The sequence below is a fragment of the Dokdonella immobilis genome (assembly GCF_900115085.1).
GTDB lineage: Bacteria > Pseudomonadota > Gammaproteobacteria > Xanthomonadales > Rhodanobacteraceae > Dokdonella > Dokdonella immobilis.
In genome coordinates this window covers 1-16,474 of record NZ_FOVF01000001.1, presented here as the reverse complement: position 1 = coordinate 16,474, position 16,474 = coordinate 1, and the positions used below count along the sequence as shown (strand labels likewise).

Below are 16,474 nucleotides of genomic sequence, written 5' to 3'. Positions count from 1 at the left end.
TCTGTCAGACCCTGACCCCGTAGATTGTGGCGGTTCACAAAAGCGTTCGTATCGTTGACTGCACCCTCATGCGCGCGCCGCAATCGAACTTCGTTGCGGCATGGCCTGTTCGGTGCGTGTCTCTACTCAATGCCAGGGAGCCGTCGCGATGACTTGCCGTTCCGATACTTCGAATGCCGTGGCGATATCCACAGGCCGAATCCATGTGATCCCTGTCCACTCGAAGCGCTTGATCGGCGCGGTAGCACTCGCCACCTTGGCGTGGACTACGTACGCCCAGGCGGACATCTGTCGCGTCACCGACCTCGGCTCCACGGTCGGTGACGGCAGCGATTGGGGTGTGCAGGCGCTTACCTTGCAAACCGCGTTGGCACGGTCGGCCTGCACGGAAGTCTGGGTCAGGGCCGGTGTCTACGTGCCAACGGCCGACATGGATCCGACCATCAGTTTCCACGTGGCTCCGGGCGTGGCCGTCTATGGGGGCTTCAATGGCACGGAGATCACGCGCGATGCGCGCGATCCCGCGGCAAACGTGACGGTACTTTCCGGCGACATCGACGGGAACGACATCGACGTCGACAACAATCAGATCGCCGAAAGCGTGGCCGACATCCAGGGGACGAACAGTCGCCGCCTTGTCCTGATGGACGGAACCACGTCGGCCGGGTCGATCACCGCAAGCACGGTGCTCGACGGCTTCACCATTACTGCAGGAGACTACCTGGATGTCCAGTTGGGAAGAGGGGCGGGCCTCTACTGCAACGGCTCCGGCAACGGAAATGAATGCAGCCCGACTTTGCGCCAGCTCGCGTTCATGGCCAATCGCGCGGCCCTGGGCGCTGCGTTGTTCAATGATGGCGTCGAAGGAACCAGCAGTCCGCTGATCGACCACGTGACTTTCGCCGGCAACTTCGCGAGCAGCTTCGGTGGTGCCATCTACAATTATGGGGACGGTGGCGTTGCCAGCCCGGTGCTGACGGACGTCGTGTTCAGCGACAACCGGTCGAACCAACGCGCCGGCGCGATGTATAACCAGGGCAACGCCAATGGCAATAGCAGTCCCATCCTCAGCGGCGTCACGTTCAGCGGAAACAGCACGCAGAACCTCGGCGGCGCCATGCTCAACTCAAGCACGGGTGCCAGCGGCGTAAGTCACCCCTTGCTGACCAATGTCACTTTCAGCAACAACAGCTCGACGGGTCTGGGTGGTGCGATCTGCAATGGAACGTCCCAGGGCGGTAATAGCAGCCCGGTGCTGGTCAACGTGACCTTCCACGGCAACCAGGCTGGCTATGGAGGAGCGATCTACAACACGGCCGACGCCGGAGTGGTCCATCCGACATACCGGAACGTGATTCTCTGGGGCGACAGCGCGTCTTCAGGCAACGGCCCAGAGATCTATTACCGCGAAGCAGGCGGCGGCAGCTCCGAATCGACGATGCTCTACAGCGTCGTCGAAGGTGGCGATGCGGGCAGTGCTCGTTTTGGCGGCGGTACCGACACCGCTTTCAGCTCGGGCACCGGCAACCTCGACGTCGATCCGCTGCTCGGCCCGCTCACCGACAACGGAGGGGCGACGCCGACGATGCTGCCCGCGGCGGGCAGCGCGGCCGTCGATGCCGGAACCAATACGGGTTGCCCTGCGACCGATCAGCGCGGCATCGAGCGACCGCAGGGTCCGCAGTGCGATATTGGCGCGGTCGAAGTGGCCGTCGATGTGATCTTCGCCGATGGGTTCGAGCAAGGATGAGTCCATCGCCTCGCGCCCATCTGCCCTTTCGGGAATCGCGTCCGGATCACGCGCGCTGATCGCGCAAATGCACTTTCAACCGTGCTGCAATGCCGTCAGCGCCTGTGATCTCCAGTCAGTCTGTATTTGCGCAAATGGAACAGAGCAAGTATTGCCAGAGCGAGCACGAAGCTTGCTAGTGTGGGTGCGGATGCCGCCGTTAGCGATACCGCCGCTGCAGAACCTTGGGGCAAAGGAGGGATTTCTGGCGGCGGGGGTGGTGGTGAGGCAGGTGGCTCCGGTGGCGCGTAGTTGAGATGGAAGTACGCCACCAGTGGAGGAAAGCCGACCACTGAATTCTCGGGCCCTGCTATCCCGTAGATGCCAGCCACTACATCGTGGCTGCTGGCGCCAATTCGGTACGGCGGCGATGTGGCGATTCCGTCGGCATCCGTAATTACGCCGAGGGGATCCTCCAGACCCTGAAAGCTGCCGGGACTGGCCGGTGGAGGTGGGTTTTCTGGAGTCCCTACTGTCAGGTTGTTGTAGAACCAAACCTTCAACCCGGCCATAGGGATTCCCTGGGCGTCGATCACGCGCACCTTGAACAGCCCCGGCATCGTGGCTCCGGCCGGACCCGTGATGACATGCGGTCCCAAGAACGCAATCGACGCTCGCGGATTGTTGTTTTCAAGATGCGCCGAAGCCGGAAAACTGAGTGAAAGGAACAACAGAGTCATCGAAACACGTACCAGATGCATCTTCATTCACACTCTCCAAGCCGGGTCCAATTCGGTGTTCCGAAGAGAAGGACGTCAGTGTGGCAAGATTCGTCGCACGATACAGGCGAAATTATTCCGGTGATTCCCGCTCGGACGTAACCTTTGATCCAGGGGGCCGAGCAAGTGGCAACCCCTCACGACACCTACTTGCGTGCAGATCGCGGCGCGCCGACGGGAGGCCAGTCTGGGCCAGTCCGGGACACCCACAATTCCGACAGAAGGGGGAGGTCAAGGATGGTCGCTGAGGTCCGGACGACGCAGAAGCCATGTCGTACTGCGGATCGATCCGGATGCAGCGAACCCGTGGACGGATGAGGAGGTCGGTCAACGCTGGGTCCGGTTGTTCCCGGCGACGGTCGACGGGGACATTGATACCGCCGCCTGCGAGGTCAAGAAGCACAACCTGCCTTGCAATGCCGATCGTATCAAGATTTGCCGGCAGCGCCTCGGCAGCCTGGCCTGGTTCATGCGCAGCCTCAACGAACCGATTGCGCGGCGGGCCAATCGTGAAGATGCCTGCACTGGACGCTTCTGGGAAGGTCGCTACATGTGCCAGGCGCTGCTCGATGACGCCGCAGTACTCACGTGCATGAGCTACGTCGATCTGAATCCGATTCAGGCCGGAGTCGCCGAGAATCTCCAAACTTCAGTCCACACGAGCGCTCTTCAAAGGATAGCGGCGATCGAGAACGATGCATGCGCCGCATCGAGACCGCTATCGGGCATTCAATCAATTCCATCAAGCACGGGCCTTCCACTCAGCGTTGCCGATTGCCTCGAGGTCATCGACTGGACCGCTCGAGTGACGCGTGGCGGCAAGGGAAGTCCAATCTCCGCGACTGCACCGTCCGTCCTGCGAAAGCACTGACCGAGCAGCAATGGAGCACGCAGACGTTTGGCACGGAGACTCGGTACTTCCGCGCCATTGGCAGTGCCCCGTCCCTGGTTGAGAAGGCGCTGTCCATGGGACAGCGCTGGATGAAGGGCGTCAGTGGTGCCCGCTTGCTGATGAGGCTTCGGCATCCCTGAATCGGAATTTGTCGAGAGGTCACCTGGATCGGCAGTGGCCGGTTTTCGCGCCGTCCGTGAACAGGCATTCGAAGTCGCAAATGGGGTCAGTGAGTGTCGACAGCGGCGGATGCGCTGTTGTCCCACGTCCATCAGGTGCCCATGTTGGCGAATGGCCCGCAATGGACTGAGTCGGCACAGGCAAGCAGAAAATGGTTGTGCCGGGTCGTTCGCTCGTGCGGCCGCCACGAATGTGGGTGTCTCGAATCGTGCCCGAGCGGAAAATGGATGTCCCGGATCGACGCGGATCGCGCCGAAGCATTGCGGATGCACCTGCGACCGCGCTACCTCCCCAACCCGCCTTACCGTGGAGCAAGCAACCGGGCAAGGGTATCGGTTCTGTCCGGAATCCGCTCCAGACGCGGATAGCGCAAGGGCCCGGCGTAGTTGATGCGAACGTCCGATTTGCGTCCATCCTGTTCGATGGTCAGGACGATGGAATGGTTCACGGAATCGCGGACGGCAGCCAGCAATGCATCTTTTCCGAAAGCTGCGCCATTGACACGCAGGATCCGCACGCCCGTCCGCATGCCGGTGCGAAAGGAAGGACCGTTCCACGCTACTGAGCGCACCGTTCCATCCTCGCGCGCGGTCAGTCCGATCGAGTACGTCAGGTCGGTAACGCCGGACTCGTCCTCGCCGGCGCGGAAAGCCTCCGTGGGTATATCGGTGAAGATCAGTCTCCAGCCATGCCGGGTCAAACCCATGGACGTGTCGATTTCGTCATGTCCATCAAGCCAGCTCTGGAGGAACCCATTCCAGTCACCGGGCGCGACAGCATTCAGCGTCTCGCATAGGTCGTCGAAGGTGTAAGTCCGGGTCGCAGCGCCCGGCACGGCACCGCCGAAGAAACGGTGTGCGAAATCGTCGATGCTGCGATGCCCCCCGCTGCGCTCGCGCAGCTCGGCATCTACCGCCAGCCACAGCATGACGCCTTCCGAGTAGTAGTCGCGCCGCCGCTGCCAGTCGCGCCATGGCACCGGTTGGCGCAGCATGAAGGAAGGATAGTTGACGTCGTCCGAGAGCGGGCGCCAGGCCCGGCCCGGCCGCGCGGCGACTTCGGCCGCTTCGATGGCCAGTCTGTCGCGCAGCTCTTCCGGAGTGAACTGACCCGCGCGCGTTGCCAGTACGCGCCCCCAGAACTCGGTCTGTCCCTCGTACATCCACAGCAGACTGCCCGAGACGGGAACGTTCGGCGTCGGCGCCCACATATCGGCGGGAGTGCGGTAGAAACCGTTCCAGGCGTGGATGATCTCGAGGGCGATCAGGTCACGGGAGAGGATTTGACCGGGCCAGTCGCGGAAGTGCGTCGACGCCAATTCGTTTTCGCTCGACGCCCGATGCTCCGTGCCGCCGGCGGAGCCCTCGTCGCTCAGCCGCGCCAGTATCTCGTAACGTTCGAAAGGCGTGGCGCCGAAGACCGCCCGAATCTGCGCGATCAGTTTCCGAAGCTCGGCGAGACGTGCTTCGGGGATGGCAAGATCTTCCGGCCGCAACGCAATCAAGTCGAGCGAGACCGCTCCGCGGCCGGCTATGGTCAGTGGCACCCGCTTCGCATGGCGGCCCGCCAGCACCGGCGCGTCAAGGAGTGTTTCCAGGGTCGTCGTTCCGAAGCGGATGGTCGAACCTTCCGTGTGCTCGACGTCCAGCGTGGTGAAAGGGTGCAATCCATCCGGCAGCGTCAGCGCCGCGGCCACAGGAATGTCGCGGGCGTACCAACCGGCGGGGTAGAGGATGAGTCTTTGCCACGGCACAGCCACAACATCGGGCGTCAGGGCGTCACCCCCGGCGACCATCTGGAAACGCACGTCGATAACGCGGGTATCCGGCGGCACGTCGAGGTGAAAGGCGTGCGGCTCATAGCGATCTCGTCGCCATGCAATCGAGCGGCCCCCGGCTTCCACGACCAGACCCGCCAGGTCGGTGACGGTCAGACTCGGCCCATGGCTGGCGGGTTCCCATCGCGGATAGAGCAGGGTGACGGCACCGATCTTGGCGACCGGAATACGCTGACGGATGGTGAATATGCGGTGCTGAATGTCCGTGGCGTCGACATGGAGTTCGATTTTTCCGTCGAAAGGGCGATCGACCGGTGCTGGAATCGCGACGACCGGATTGACATAGACCGGCCCGGGCGCAGTCTGCGCGCCTATTGCGCCACCCTGAAGAAAATGAGCCAGCACAATCACGATAAGGCGGTCAAAACGCGTCGTCATCCAACGGCTCTCCGGGGGCTTCCAGTCAGCGTACCGATAGACGCCTGACTCGGCCACCTTCACGAGTGCGCGAGATCTCACATCTCTGCTGCGCCTTCTGGATCCGAGCATCCGCCGGCAGGCGACACGCCGGGAGGAAAATTTGGAGCCCCTGGTCGGGTACGTTCGGCGCGCCGTGCTTTTTGGCGAGGACACTCATGGCAGGGGGTCCTGTGGGCACCGGTGGGAGTGGATCGAAGCCTGGGGTCGAGCGATGCATGGATGTCCTGAACACTCGAATCGAATTGGCGATGCGGGTGGATCGAACGCTTCGCTTAGCAGTGCGCAGCGCCCAATTGCCAACCTTCCCCATTGTGAACTACCCTTCCCCGAAGGGGAGCGGCCATTCGCCGCCGATACGCACGGCATCGACAGCAATGCGAAGGTGTCACGTGGTCGGACGTCAGTCGGTCCCGCCTGTAACCGCCAACACATGCGAGGTCCCCAATGACGAATTTTCTCCAGCGTCGCAAACCGTTGCCGTTCGCGCTGCTCCTTTTGCTTCCGGGTGCGAGCGCAATCGCGCAGGACATCGAACTGTCGCCCGCGGCGGGCGGCGCGGTTTCGATTCGCGAGGACGGCACGGGTACCGAGCGCTTCCGCGTCGAGAGTGATGGGCGCGTTTACGTGCCCGGCCTTCCGGCGACCGCGACCGGCACCGAAGGCGTGTGCCATGCAGCCGACGGTCAGCTGATCCGCTGTGCTTCGATCGCGGGACCGACCGGCCCAACCGGTGCGACGGGTCCCGCAGGGCCGACGGGACCAATCGGCCCGGCGGGGGCGACAGGTGCGACCGGGGTGGCGGGTCCGATCGGTGCAACGGGTCCCGCGGGTGCCACAGGCGCCGCGGGCGCGGCCGGAACCACGGGTGCGACGGGTGCCACTGGAGCCACTGGAGCAGCGGGCGTCGCTGGTGCCACGGGACCCGCAGGTGCGATCGGCCCGACGGGGCCCCAGGGTGCGGCCGGGCCGGCAGGTGCAACGGGCGCGCAAGGCGCGACCGGGCCCGCGGGTGTCGCCGGGCCGACTGGCGCGCAAGGTCCGGCAGGCGCCATCGGACCGACGGGCGCACAAGGTCCAGCAGGAGCCATTGGACCCACGGGTGCGATCGGTCCGACCGGTGCGCAAGGCCCCGTCGGCACCGCCGGACCGGCGGGTGCGACCGGCGCCACGGGTGCGACTGGCGCGACCGGCGCCACCGGTGCGACCGGCGCCACGGGTGTCGCCAATGGAGTTTCGCGCATCGTTCACGGCTGCGTTGCCTCCGATGGTTCGACGCTATCGGCAGGGTCTGGAGGCTGGACGTCGTCGTGCGCGGGCAATTGCAGTTCGGTGGTCACGGGCAGCAACACGACGTACACGGTGAACTTCGGCACCGCGTTCGCGACGACCCCGACGATCTCGCTCACGAGCCTCAATCCGGAAATCTACATTCCCGACGGCGGCCGCTACCCGAACGTGCCGGTCGTGATCTCGCGCGCGGTCGGCAATTTCACCGCCCAGATGGGAAGCCCGAGTGCACCGCTGCTCAACAACAGCTATCCGAACGCGTTCTGCTTCATGGCGCTCAACTGAGCGCCGACGCGGCAAGACCGAAGCATGCATTTGCCTCGATGCGTGCGCGCTCGGCTTCCGGCAGTGCCGGGCCGGCGAGCAGCGCGGACAACGAACAACCCGGGAAATCCACAAAACCGTTCCGGTCCCCTGGCGATTGACAGCCATTTCCTACCGACAGTGCCGCGGCTTTTGGCCGCTCTGTGGGCATGACAACGGCTCGAAGTCTCCTTGTCGATATCGAGTCGCGGTATCGAAGGTCGGGGTCGGGTACAGGCCAGGCAACATGTGGGTGCCCGGGATCCCCCAAAATGTGGGTTTCCGGGGTCTCCCGGGATCCGGGCGGGTGTCCGGGATCTGCCTTCCCGGATCCGCCTGATGCGATGTAGCCAGTGATGGCTGACGCATCATCTGCAGGCATATACTTCGCGAATTCGCGTACGGAATGGCTGTTTCGATGCGCCGGACGCTCCGGGGGAATGTTGTGCGGGGGGTGTGATGCGCACATTGCACACTGGATTCTTGGCCCTTTTGCTCGCATCTGGCGCGGCAACGGCCGCAACCATCGGCGGACAGGTCACGCGAGACGGCGACGCGACGGCCATAGCGGGCGCGCAGGTGTTCGCCTTCCGCGTCGCGGATCTCGGTATCGAGAACCAGCAATTCACCGCGTCGGACGGTCACTTCGTACTGACCGTGCCAGCCGGGACCTACGTCATCGCCGCGACTGCCACAGGGTTCGGGACCGAACTCTACGACGATGTTTCGTGTCCGCCGTGCGATGTCGGCCAGGCCACACTGATCACGGTCACGGGCAACGAGGATCGCACCGGCATCGACTTCGCACTTGTCTCGTTGCACACGATCGGCGGCATCGTACAACTCGCAGGCACGCTCGAACCTGTCGCGGATCTTTCGATTCGAATGGAAGCGACCGATGGTTCGGATGTGGCCATCGGAGTGACCGACAGCACGGGGCACTACGCCGTCGGAGTTGCCGACGGCAGTTATCGCGTTCGCGTTGGCAGCGGCAGCGGGGTGCTGGGACAGTACTTTGCCGGCGTACCTTGCAACATCCTCACCTGCGATTCTGGCGGTGCAACACCTGTGACGATGGCCGCTGCCGATGTGACGGGAATCGACTTCATCGTTGAACGCGGCGGTATCGTCAGCGGCACGCTGCGCAGGCAGAGCGATGGCGCTCCGCTCGACGCGGCCGCCGAAATCGAGTTCTACAAGCCGGACGGAAGCTTCCTCTTTGCCTTCCAGACATTCACGCCCGAATACGAGACCGTCGAACCATTGCCCGCTGCCAGCTATCGTATCGTCGCGCGCCCCGAGGCGACCTATCTGCCCAGGCTCTGGAACAACCGGCCTTGCGGAGGCCCTGACGGCAACGCGTGCACGCCGGAAAACGGCGACTCGGTCGATGTGATCGCCGGCGCGACCACCGCCAACATCGACTTCGCATTGCAGCGCTCGGCCGGAACCGCATCGGGGCACGTTACCGAACTGGCAGGCGGTGGCCCGCTCGAGGGAGTAACGGTGCGGGCGCGACGCGAATCCAGTGGCGATACGGTCGAAACGACAACCCTGTCGGATGGGTCGTACACGCTGCAGGTCCCGTTTGGCGTCTACACGATGCGCGCGGTACCGACACCACCATTGGCCGAAGAGCTCTTTCCGAACGCGCAATGCCTCAAGCTCGCTTGTGCCGGGTCGCCGACACTGCTTCCTCTGGGTGGGGATGTCGATCAAACCGGCATCGACTTCGCGCTTGCGCCACCCGGATCGATCACGATCGGCGTGCGCGACGCCGACAGCAACGCTCTGCTGCCCGCCGAACTGCGCGTGCTCCTGCCGGGATTTGCACAAGGCTCGCAGTTCTTCATCGATGCGGGAGCAACACTCGCGATTCCGGTGCTCTCGGGCGGTGAAGTACGTTTCTCCGGCCGCAACAACGGCAGCGGTTGCGGGCCGGTTCCGCTGATGGACTGCCTTGGCGAGCTGTACCCCGATGTTCCATGTCCCAATCTGCAGTGCGACCTGGCCATCGGCGGCGCGGTGAATGTGGCCAAGGGCGAGTCGGTTTCGGGCATCGAACTGACGCTCGGCAAGGGAGCCGAAATCGCCGGCCAACTGCGCGAGGAGGGCAATCTCGCAGCCATCGCGGGCGGTGGAGTCGAGATCGTCGACGCGAACAGTGTCGTCGTTGGCGGAGCAGGTTCAGACAGCAACGGCAACTATGTGGCGACAGGCCTGGGCAGCGGCCCTTACTTTGCGCGCACACGGACCGCCGGATTCCGCGACGAGCTGTACGACAACATCCCGTGCCCCGGTGGTGCATGTTCACCGATCATCGGCGAACCGCTCGCAACCATTCCCGGCGAGACCACCTCGGGGATCGACTTTCTGCTTGCGCCTGGTTCGGCAATCACGGGAAAAGTGAGGTCGGCAAATACCCTGCAGCCGATCGCCAATGCGACGGTGACTGTCTACGACGCATCCGGGCTGCAAGTCGCGCTGGCGGGAACCGCAAGCGACGGTACGTACGCGACCGGTGCATTGGCGGGTGGCAGCTACCGGGTGCGTTTCGATGCCATTGGATTCGATTCGCAGCTGTTCGACAGCCTGCCCTGCACGGCATCCAGCTGCGATCCAGTCATTGCCACGCCGATCGCCCTGGTGCCCCCCATTAACGCTACGGGTATCAACGCCGACCTGGATGGCGGAAATGCCGGGACGCAAACTCCCAGGCTCGTCTATATCAACAATTGCAAGCCGAACGGCTGCGTGGTGAGCCCAGGTCTCGACAATGCCATCACCAACCGCTCATCGATCATCAACTCGACGCATGTGTTGCCGCCGTTCCCGTTTTCGGATGCCGTTTTCGATCAGGTCGTGCAGTGCGTGCGGAACAGTTTTGCGCCGTTCTCCATAAATGTAACGACAGCGGATCCGGGCAACGTGATCCATCGCGAATACATGTTCACCACGTTCCCCTCGGTGATTGGCCAGGACTCGAGCGTTGGCGGCGTGGCCCCGTGGGCGTGTGGCGTTCCCCTGGAAAACGCGATCGCATTCGGCTTCGCCAGCACGTATGGTGAGGACATTGCGGAACTCTGTATCGTATCCGCGCATGAAATCGGACATCTCATGGGGCTCGACCACGAATTCTATTGTCCCGACCACATGACTTATCTGGAAGGCTGCGGGATGAAATCGTTTGCCGATGTCGATTCGCAATGCGGTACCGGTTCTCCCGGGAGCTGCTACTGCGGTTCCGCTCCCACCCAGAACACGTTCGAAAAACTGGCCGCGCTGGCTGGACTGAGCAGGCCGATCTTTGCCAATGGCTTCGATCCGGAGTCCGCACTGCCATTCGGACGCCCCCTGGGCCCACAATCGAATGCACCGATGGCCTGCGGCACCGATACGCGGAAGCCTGGGCCGATGCAGCCATGGCCAGCCGGCAGTCCGCATTGAAGAAGGGCCGTTCGCCGATTCGTGCCCATTTCTGGACGATCGAACCAGGGCTTTGGGAATCAGGGCCGACCGGTAGGCAGGCCGAACTCGGAACCCGGACACCCAGGACATCGATTGTTGGTCCGCGGGTCTCCAGGCATCCCGTGTGAGAGCGCCCGTATGCCTGAGAGGACCTGGATGCGTAGAAGGTGGGTGTCCCGAGTCGCCATTTATCGGTGGGTAGCGATAGTGGCGGACTCGTTGTTTCTCCACGCCGATCAGAGGCTCAACGATGGGCAAGGACCCGATATGGGCTGACAGGTCTGCGCCAAATACGATGTGGGTGTCCCGAACAGCATGAACAAACCGCGTCGTCATCGAACTACTCTCAGGGGACATCCAGCCAGCGTACCGATAGACGGCTGATTCGGCCACCTCAGTTAGTGTGCCGGATTTCGTGAAAGTAGTCGGGGACATCCACGAATCCTTTCTCGGTCGGTTATAAAGATGAGATTATGGGTGTCCCGAATCGCGATGGTCCGATGTCGAGATTCTAGGTATCCGCAACCAGATGTTCTTACAGGATTGGGTGAGCGGCCATGTCCAAATTTGAGCTCTTGGTTCTCATGCTGGTCTTTGGACTTGCGGGGTGCGCGAGATCGGCTCGGTCGGATGGAAACGCATTTGCCGGGACTGCGTGCGGCGAGCGACAAGTCGTCAACTACGCACAATCTGATGACTCGCAGTTGGAGCGGCCTCCCGGAATGTGGTCGGCAGACGACGAGCTGTTGTCGTCTTATCGATGGGAATTGCAGGGTGCGGTCAGTCGCTCCGGTCGGCGAATCGATGCACTATTCGTCTTCCCGAAACGACCCCTAGAGTTGACCTTCAAGAAGGGGTGGTTTGGAGTCTTGAACTCATGCAACGGAATTGGCGGCAGCTACAGGATCCTCAATGGCCGACTCGCAATAGGAATCATGACGAGTACGCTCAGCGCATGTCACGAGCCGAAAATTGCGAACCTGGATGAGGAAATTCGCGACCGACTTAGTGATCAGCCCTGCGTTCAGTTGCAGCGAAACGCGCAGCCTCGATTGCGACTGATGACGGATGCGGGTGATATTCTGGATTTTTTCGGAACAACGGCTGTCGAAACGAACGGAGCACATCCGTAGAGGTTCCGGAGATTGCGAAAACGAATGAAGCAGTCTCGGGCACCCATCAGGAGTATTCAGGCGACGGAGAGGAGTGCCCGAGCCGAGAAACCAGAAAAATTGGTACGGAAACGCCTCATGTACAGCCGGGGCCGCATTGACGCGCGATCCGGTATACCCACAAATGCCAAAATCATGGATGTCCCGGATCGCGTGGTGGCAGGGTCGCTTGCTCGCGTCGCGTAAAGTCAACCTTCGAAACTGCCCCGACATTGGGTTCCCGTTCCGGGACCGATGCCCGCACCCTGGAGCCAATTCATGTTCGTTTTCGCCGCTCTGTTGGCGATGCTGCTAGTAGCCTTCGTGATGTCGCTCCAGCCGGTGGCGTATGTCATGTTGATTGCCGCGATGGTCGCCCTGCTCATTCATTGGCGCAGGCGATCAAAGGGCAAGGCGGCCAGGCCATGGATGCTTGCCGGCGGTGTGTTGCTGGCTGGTTCGGCGACCCTGATCATCAGTATGTACATGATGATTCACGCTGAGCTATCGCCGACGCGGGAGATCATGGTCAAGACCAAGGAGATCGAGAATATTCTGAGCCAGGCGGATCTGGACGGTCGCTTCGCCACGGCAATGAAAATCGTGCATAGCGGCACCAGCGACACGATTCGTCGGCGCCTCGGTGAAACGATGCTGGACGTGTTCAGAGGCGCCGACTATCGAAAGGAACGTGTCGGCGCGTCGGATCTGCAAACCATCGAGACCCTGCTCAGGCAGTTGTTTCCACGTCCAGCAGGAGTGCGTTCGTGCAGCGTCTATTTCGCTCATCTGTATGTCAGGCAGACAGGGCCTGCCGACGTGCATCAGGTTCTGAGTGAGTACCCGGACACCGTGGCCGATTGTGGCGGCAGTGTGGAGTATCTGATGCTGGTACGCCGGCGTTGCGCGCGATCCGGAGAATGGTACGCGCAATGCAGCGCGCAGCTGCCACAGCAGCAACTGATGGCGCTGCGAAATGAGCCCTCCAGCGCCCCCGGTGTTCGCCAGGCCTTGGATACTCTGCTCAATGAAGTCTATGGCCGGACTAATTGAGGCACGTGAGTCGGTCTGGGCACTTATCCATTCGAATCGCAATCCGGGATTGTGAGAGACCCTCACTAGTGTGGTGTCTCACAAATACCATCAAATAATTCCGGCGTCTTTCACGGCGATACTGCGTTGCTCGTCGTCGCCATAGTGCCCACTATGACTCCTCCTCGCGCCTTGTCTCGCCATGAAATCCATCCGGAATTTCTTCGCGTTATTTGCGAGACACCACACTAGCGGTAGTCGCCCGGTCCGCTCCAGACTTCATCGCCCCGATGGTAGACCCGCTGTACATCGATGACCTCGCGGGCGTCGCCGATAAACCTGAGTTCCGGTGAATCCATCTCGACCATGCGGCACTCACTGGAGCCTCGCCGCAACGCCACTTCCAGCGGGCAGACCATGAGCCGCAAGGTGCCGGGCATCGGAAGAAAGAGTTCGGTCATGCCTTGCTTGCGCCAGGCACGCAAACGGTCTTCGTCGGCCAGGTCGTAGTAGACGTGGAAGCCATCGACGCCCATGTTGGTTCCGGCCGGGGCCGCTTTGTTGCTGCGCCCGCGGCGGCTACCGAGCTTGGCAGCCAAGGCCGCGTTGGCCCGGGCGTTGTCATCCTGGCGCACGCTCGGTTGCCGGCCAAACGGAATCACAGGCCGCTCCTCGGTCTCGCGTGCCGTGTCGGTCGGCTCGGGCTCGGGAGTGGGCGGTTCGGGCGGGGTGTCGGAAATGTCTGCCATCGGGGCAGGCATCGGAAGGGTGGACTGCACGACCGGAGTGGGTGGGATGGGTGCGATTGCGCGCGATCTCTTCGGCTTCTTGGGGCGCACTGGCTTGCGGTGCATGGGTTCCGGCTCGGGCGGGGGCAGACTGATCGACTCGTCGATCAGCGTCACTTCCATGGAGCGGCCGTCCGCCTGGCCCTGCGGCGTCGTCATGCTGGTGGGTGCAGGCGGCGACATCAAAAAGAGTGCGAACAGCCCATGAATCAGCGCCGTCAGCAGTGCGGCCGCCCAGCGTCGCACGCGCTCGAACCGATCCAAAGCCGGGTCGACGACTCCGCGCGGCGTCTTGCTCATGCCGACGGCGATAGGTAGAAGCGTCAAGCGGCGGACCCTCAAGGTGCTTTTGAAATGTGAGTCGAAATGGGGCGGAGACGCTTCAGAACACCAGCAGGGCAGAGAAGTTTCAGGGAGGTTGCATATGTCGCAGGACACCTGCAATTCTAAGGGATGGTGGGTGTTCCGAACCGCGCGTCCTGGGCCGCGCGTGCGCGCTATTCCCCCTTCCGCCGCAAGGCCGTTCGTCGCATCATGGGCGCGGGCAAGGGCACGGAGAAGAATCATGGGCGACGACGGTTTCGGAGGTGTGCTGCGCGACCTGCGCTCGGCAATGGGCGGGCTGTTCTCGGGCGGAACATTGGATGAGACGCGGATCGTTACGCTCGAGGTGACATTTGGCCTGATCGGCTGGCTCGCCAAGGCCGATGGCGTTGTCACCAGCCACGAGGCCGAGTTTGCCAACCGCCTCGTCGAAGAGCTCAACCTGCCAACCAAAGGCAAGGCCATCGCACAGGCTGCCTTCCTGCGTGGCCAGCATCGCAAGATCGATGTCGCGGTCGAGGTCACACGCTTTCTCGCGTTGCATCCCAAAGGCAGCCCCGAGATCCGCCGCCTCTACGATACGCTGCTGCGTCTCGTCGCCGCCGACGGTCGCGTCTTCAAGCACGAGCGCGTCGCGCTCGAGACACTGACGGATGCGTTCGGCTTGCCGCGCAGCGTGATCGATGCTCGGCTCACGATGATTCGTGGTGAAGCCGCCGGTTGAAGTGGGCGGCCCAAGTAAATTGCCCATTCATTTGTCGAATAAGGTCTATTGAAGCGCTAGTGAGTCCGAATTTCGACCGATCTGCGCCGCAGTCGGTCAGTCATCCATCGAGATTGCCGCCAGGTATTGCGATCAGGCGATCCCTGGTCAAATAGTGGGTGTCTCGAATCGCAATCGGTTAGTGGCTGTCCCGAATGGCGTCCCGAATGGCGATCAGGCCACGCACAAAGTGGGTGTCCCGGATCGCGTTGGGAACGAATCCGGCCCGGGCGAGTCGAACTGGATCGGCACTCATCGAAGATGAGGTGCCTGCAGTTCGCCCACACCATACGGAGTTCAAAACGATGAAACATTCACTTGTTCGGGTAGCGCTGGCCGCCTGCGGGATGCTCGGTTTGCCCCTAGGGGTACACGCGCAAACCGTCGACGGCACCTTCGTCAATGCCAACGTCGGCAGCGCTTCACTCGATGGTGGCCTGGGCGACAAGCATGAAACCAGCTATGGCCTTCACGGCGGGTATCGCTGGGCCATCTCGCCAGGCGGACTGCTCGGTGTCGAAGCAGGCTACGTGGACTTTGGTAACTACTCGTTTCCGGCGACGTTCGTCACCCTGGACCCTTTGGGGACGCCGCCGGGCGACTCCGTGACCGTAACCGGACGCGGGCACACCCAGGTTGATGGGTGGACGCTGGGCGCGACCGGGCGGTTCAACTTTGCTCCCCGTTGGTATGTCGATGGCCGTGCCGGATATCTTCACGCAGGCATCGATACGCGCCTCCGCTACACCGCCCTCGATGGCTCGGTCATTCGGGAGCGCTTCAATTCGAATGCCGATGGCTGGTACGCCGGCGCAGGCGTGGGGTTCGACGTCAGCGATGCCGTCAGCATCGGCCTCCACTACGACTACCATCGGATTCGGGACCACGGAGCCAGCGTCGATCCCGACGTCGTTTCGATGAGCGGTGAATTCCGCTTCTGAACGCGTTCCCGTCTGGCGCCGAAATCGGCGCCAGACGTATTTCAGGCAATCAGTATGGGTGCAGACGAAGGCGTCTTCACTGTGCGCCGAGACGACGCGGGTCACCGCATCACGGGGCCGAAACCTTCGGCGAAGATGTGATCGGGAGGCGCGGACTCCAGCCCCCCAGATCAAGGAAGAAAGTGGATGTCTCGAATCGGGCTAAGTCACCCCCTTGGGGAGGACCCGGCGTGGTCTGAGAGGTTCAGGCCACGCAGAAAGTGGGTGTTGAGATGGACGCCTCCTTCACCTACGGCGTCACGTTGCGCCAGACTGGAAGTACTACCGACCAGTCACAGATGAGGAGGCGTCCGTCATGAATCCTAGTCTCGTTGCCATCGATCTTGCAAAGAATTGCTATCAGGTCTGCGTCTTGGATGCCGAAGGCCAAGTGAAATCGAACCGCCGGTTTTCGGCAGGCAAATTCACCCAGTTCATCCACCAGCTCCCGATCACCTCGATTGCCATGGAGGCTTGTGGCAGTTCGAATTATTGGGGCCGCCGTTTGCAGGCGTTGGGGCACCGCGTACTGCTGATTCCG

11 protein-coding genes and 1 pseudogene are annotated in these 16,474 nt (G+C 62.3%); 9 read left to right on the top strand and 3 right to left on the bottom strand.

The features are described from left to right. Positions 1-256: 256 nt before the first annotated feature. Positions 257-1,750, top strand: coding sequence for a choice-of-anchor Q domain-containing protein (locus BM125_RS00050; protein ID WP_175497771.1), 1,494 nt, complete (start codon positions 257-259; stop codon positions 1,748-1,750). Between the two features lie 95 nt (positions 1,751-1,845). Here the strand turns inward: BM125_RS00050 and BM125_RS19625 are convergent, their stop codons facing one another. Beyond that, on the bottom strand, positions 1,846-2,496 hold the full coding sequence (locus BM125_RS19625; protein ID WP_139224785.1) for a hypothetical protein: 651 nt from the start codon (positions 2,494-2,496) through the stop codon (positions 1,846-1,848). A gap of 166 nt (positions 2,497-2,662) precedes the next feature. Between BM125_RS19625 and BM125_RS00045 the strand changes: the two genes are divergently transcribed. Then, a complete protein-coding gene (locus BM125_RS00045) occupies positions 2,663-3,379 on the top strand; it encodes a transposase (protein WP_139224784.1) in 717 nt (238 codons plus the stop codon). 502 nt (positions 3,380-3,881) lie between these two features. On the opposite strand, the gene BM125_RS00040 is transcribed toward BM125_RS00045, so the two are convergent. Beyond that, positions 3,882-5,795: a M61 family metallopeptidase gene (locus BM125_RS00040; protein WP_092403851.1), complete on the bottom strand. Its 1,914-nt coding sequence runs from the start codon at positions 5,793-5,795 to the stop codon at positions 3,882-3,884. Between the two features lie 1,371 nt (positions 5,796-7,166). Here BM125_RS00040 and BM125_RS20390 point away from each other — a divergent pair. From BM125_RS20390 to BM125_RS00020, 4 genes are all read left to right on the top strand, one after another. Next, complete coding sequence (locus tag BM125_RS20390; RefSeq protein ID WP_217647775.1) at positions 7,167-7,409, top strand: hypothetical protein; 243 nt, start codon at positions 7,167-7,169, stop codon at positions 7,407-7,409. A 501-nt stretch (positions 7,410-7,910) separates the two neighbouring features. Continuing rightward, the gene (locus BM125_RS00030) at positions 7,911-10,874 is read left to right on the top strand and encodes a carboxypeptidase-like regulatory domain-containing protein (protein WP_175497769.1); all 2,964 of its coding nucleotides are present in this window, start codon (positions 7,911-7,913) and stop codon (positions 10,872-10,874) included. Between the two features lie 578 nt (positions 10,875-11,452). Continuing rightward, a complete protein-coding gene (locus tag BM125_RS20930; protein WP_092403848.1) occupies positions 11,453-12,028 on the top strand; it encodes an META domain-containing protein in 576 nt (191 codons plus the stop codon). A 297-nt stretch (positions 12,029-12,325) separates the two neighbouring features. After that, on the top strand, positions 12,326-13,099 hold the full coding sequence (locus BM125_RS00020; RefSeq protein WP_092403847.1) for a hypothetical protein: 774 nt from the start codon (positions 12,326-12,328) through the stop codon (positions 13,097-13,099). Positions 13,100-13,326: 227 nt separating this feature from the next. Here BM125_RS00020 and BM125_RS00015 read toward each other — a convergent pair whose 3' ends face one another. Beyond that, positions 13,327-14,166, bottom strand: a complete 840-nt coding sequence (locus BM125_RS00015) for a hypothetical protein (protein ID WP_092403846.1) — start codon at positions 14,164-14,166, stop codon at positions 13,327-13,329. A 265-nt stretch (positions 14,167-14,431) separates the two neighbouring features. On the opposite strand from BM125_RS00015, the gene BM125_RS20080 reads away from it, so the two are divergent. The 3 genes and pseudogenes from BM125_RS20080 to BM125_RS19620 all read left to right on the top strand — a co-directional run. After that, positions 14,432-14,914, top strand: a complete 483-nt coding sequence (locus tag BM125_RS20080) for a TerB family tellurite resistance protein (RefSeq protein WP_175497767.1) — start codon at positions 14,432-14,434, stop codon at positions 14,912-14,914. Between the two features lie 344 nt (positions 14,915-15,258). Then, on the top strand, positions 15,259-15,894 hold the full coding sequence (locus BM125_RS00005; RefSeq protein ID WP_175497766.1) for an outer membrane protein: 636 nt from the start codon (positions 15,259-15,261) through the stop codon (positions 15,892-15,894). Between the two features lie 355 nt (positions 15,895-16,249). After that, positions 16,250-16,474, top strand: a pseudogene (locus BM125_RS19620) (IS110 family transposase); the annotation flags it as partial.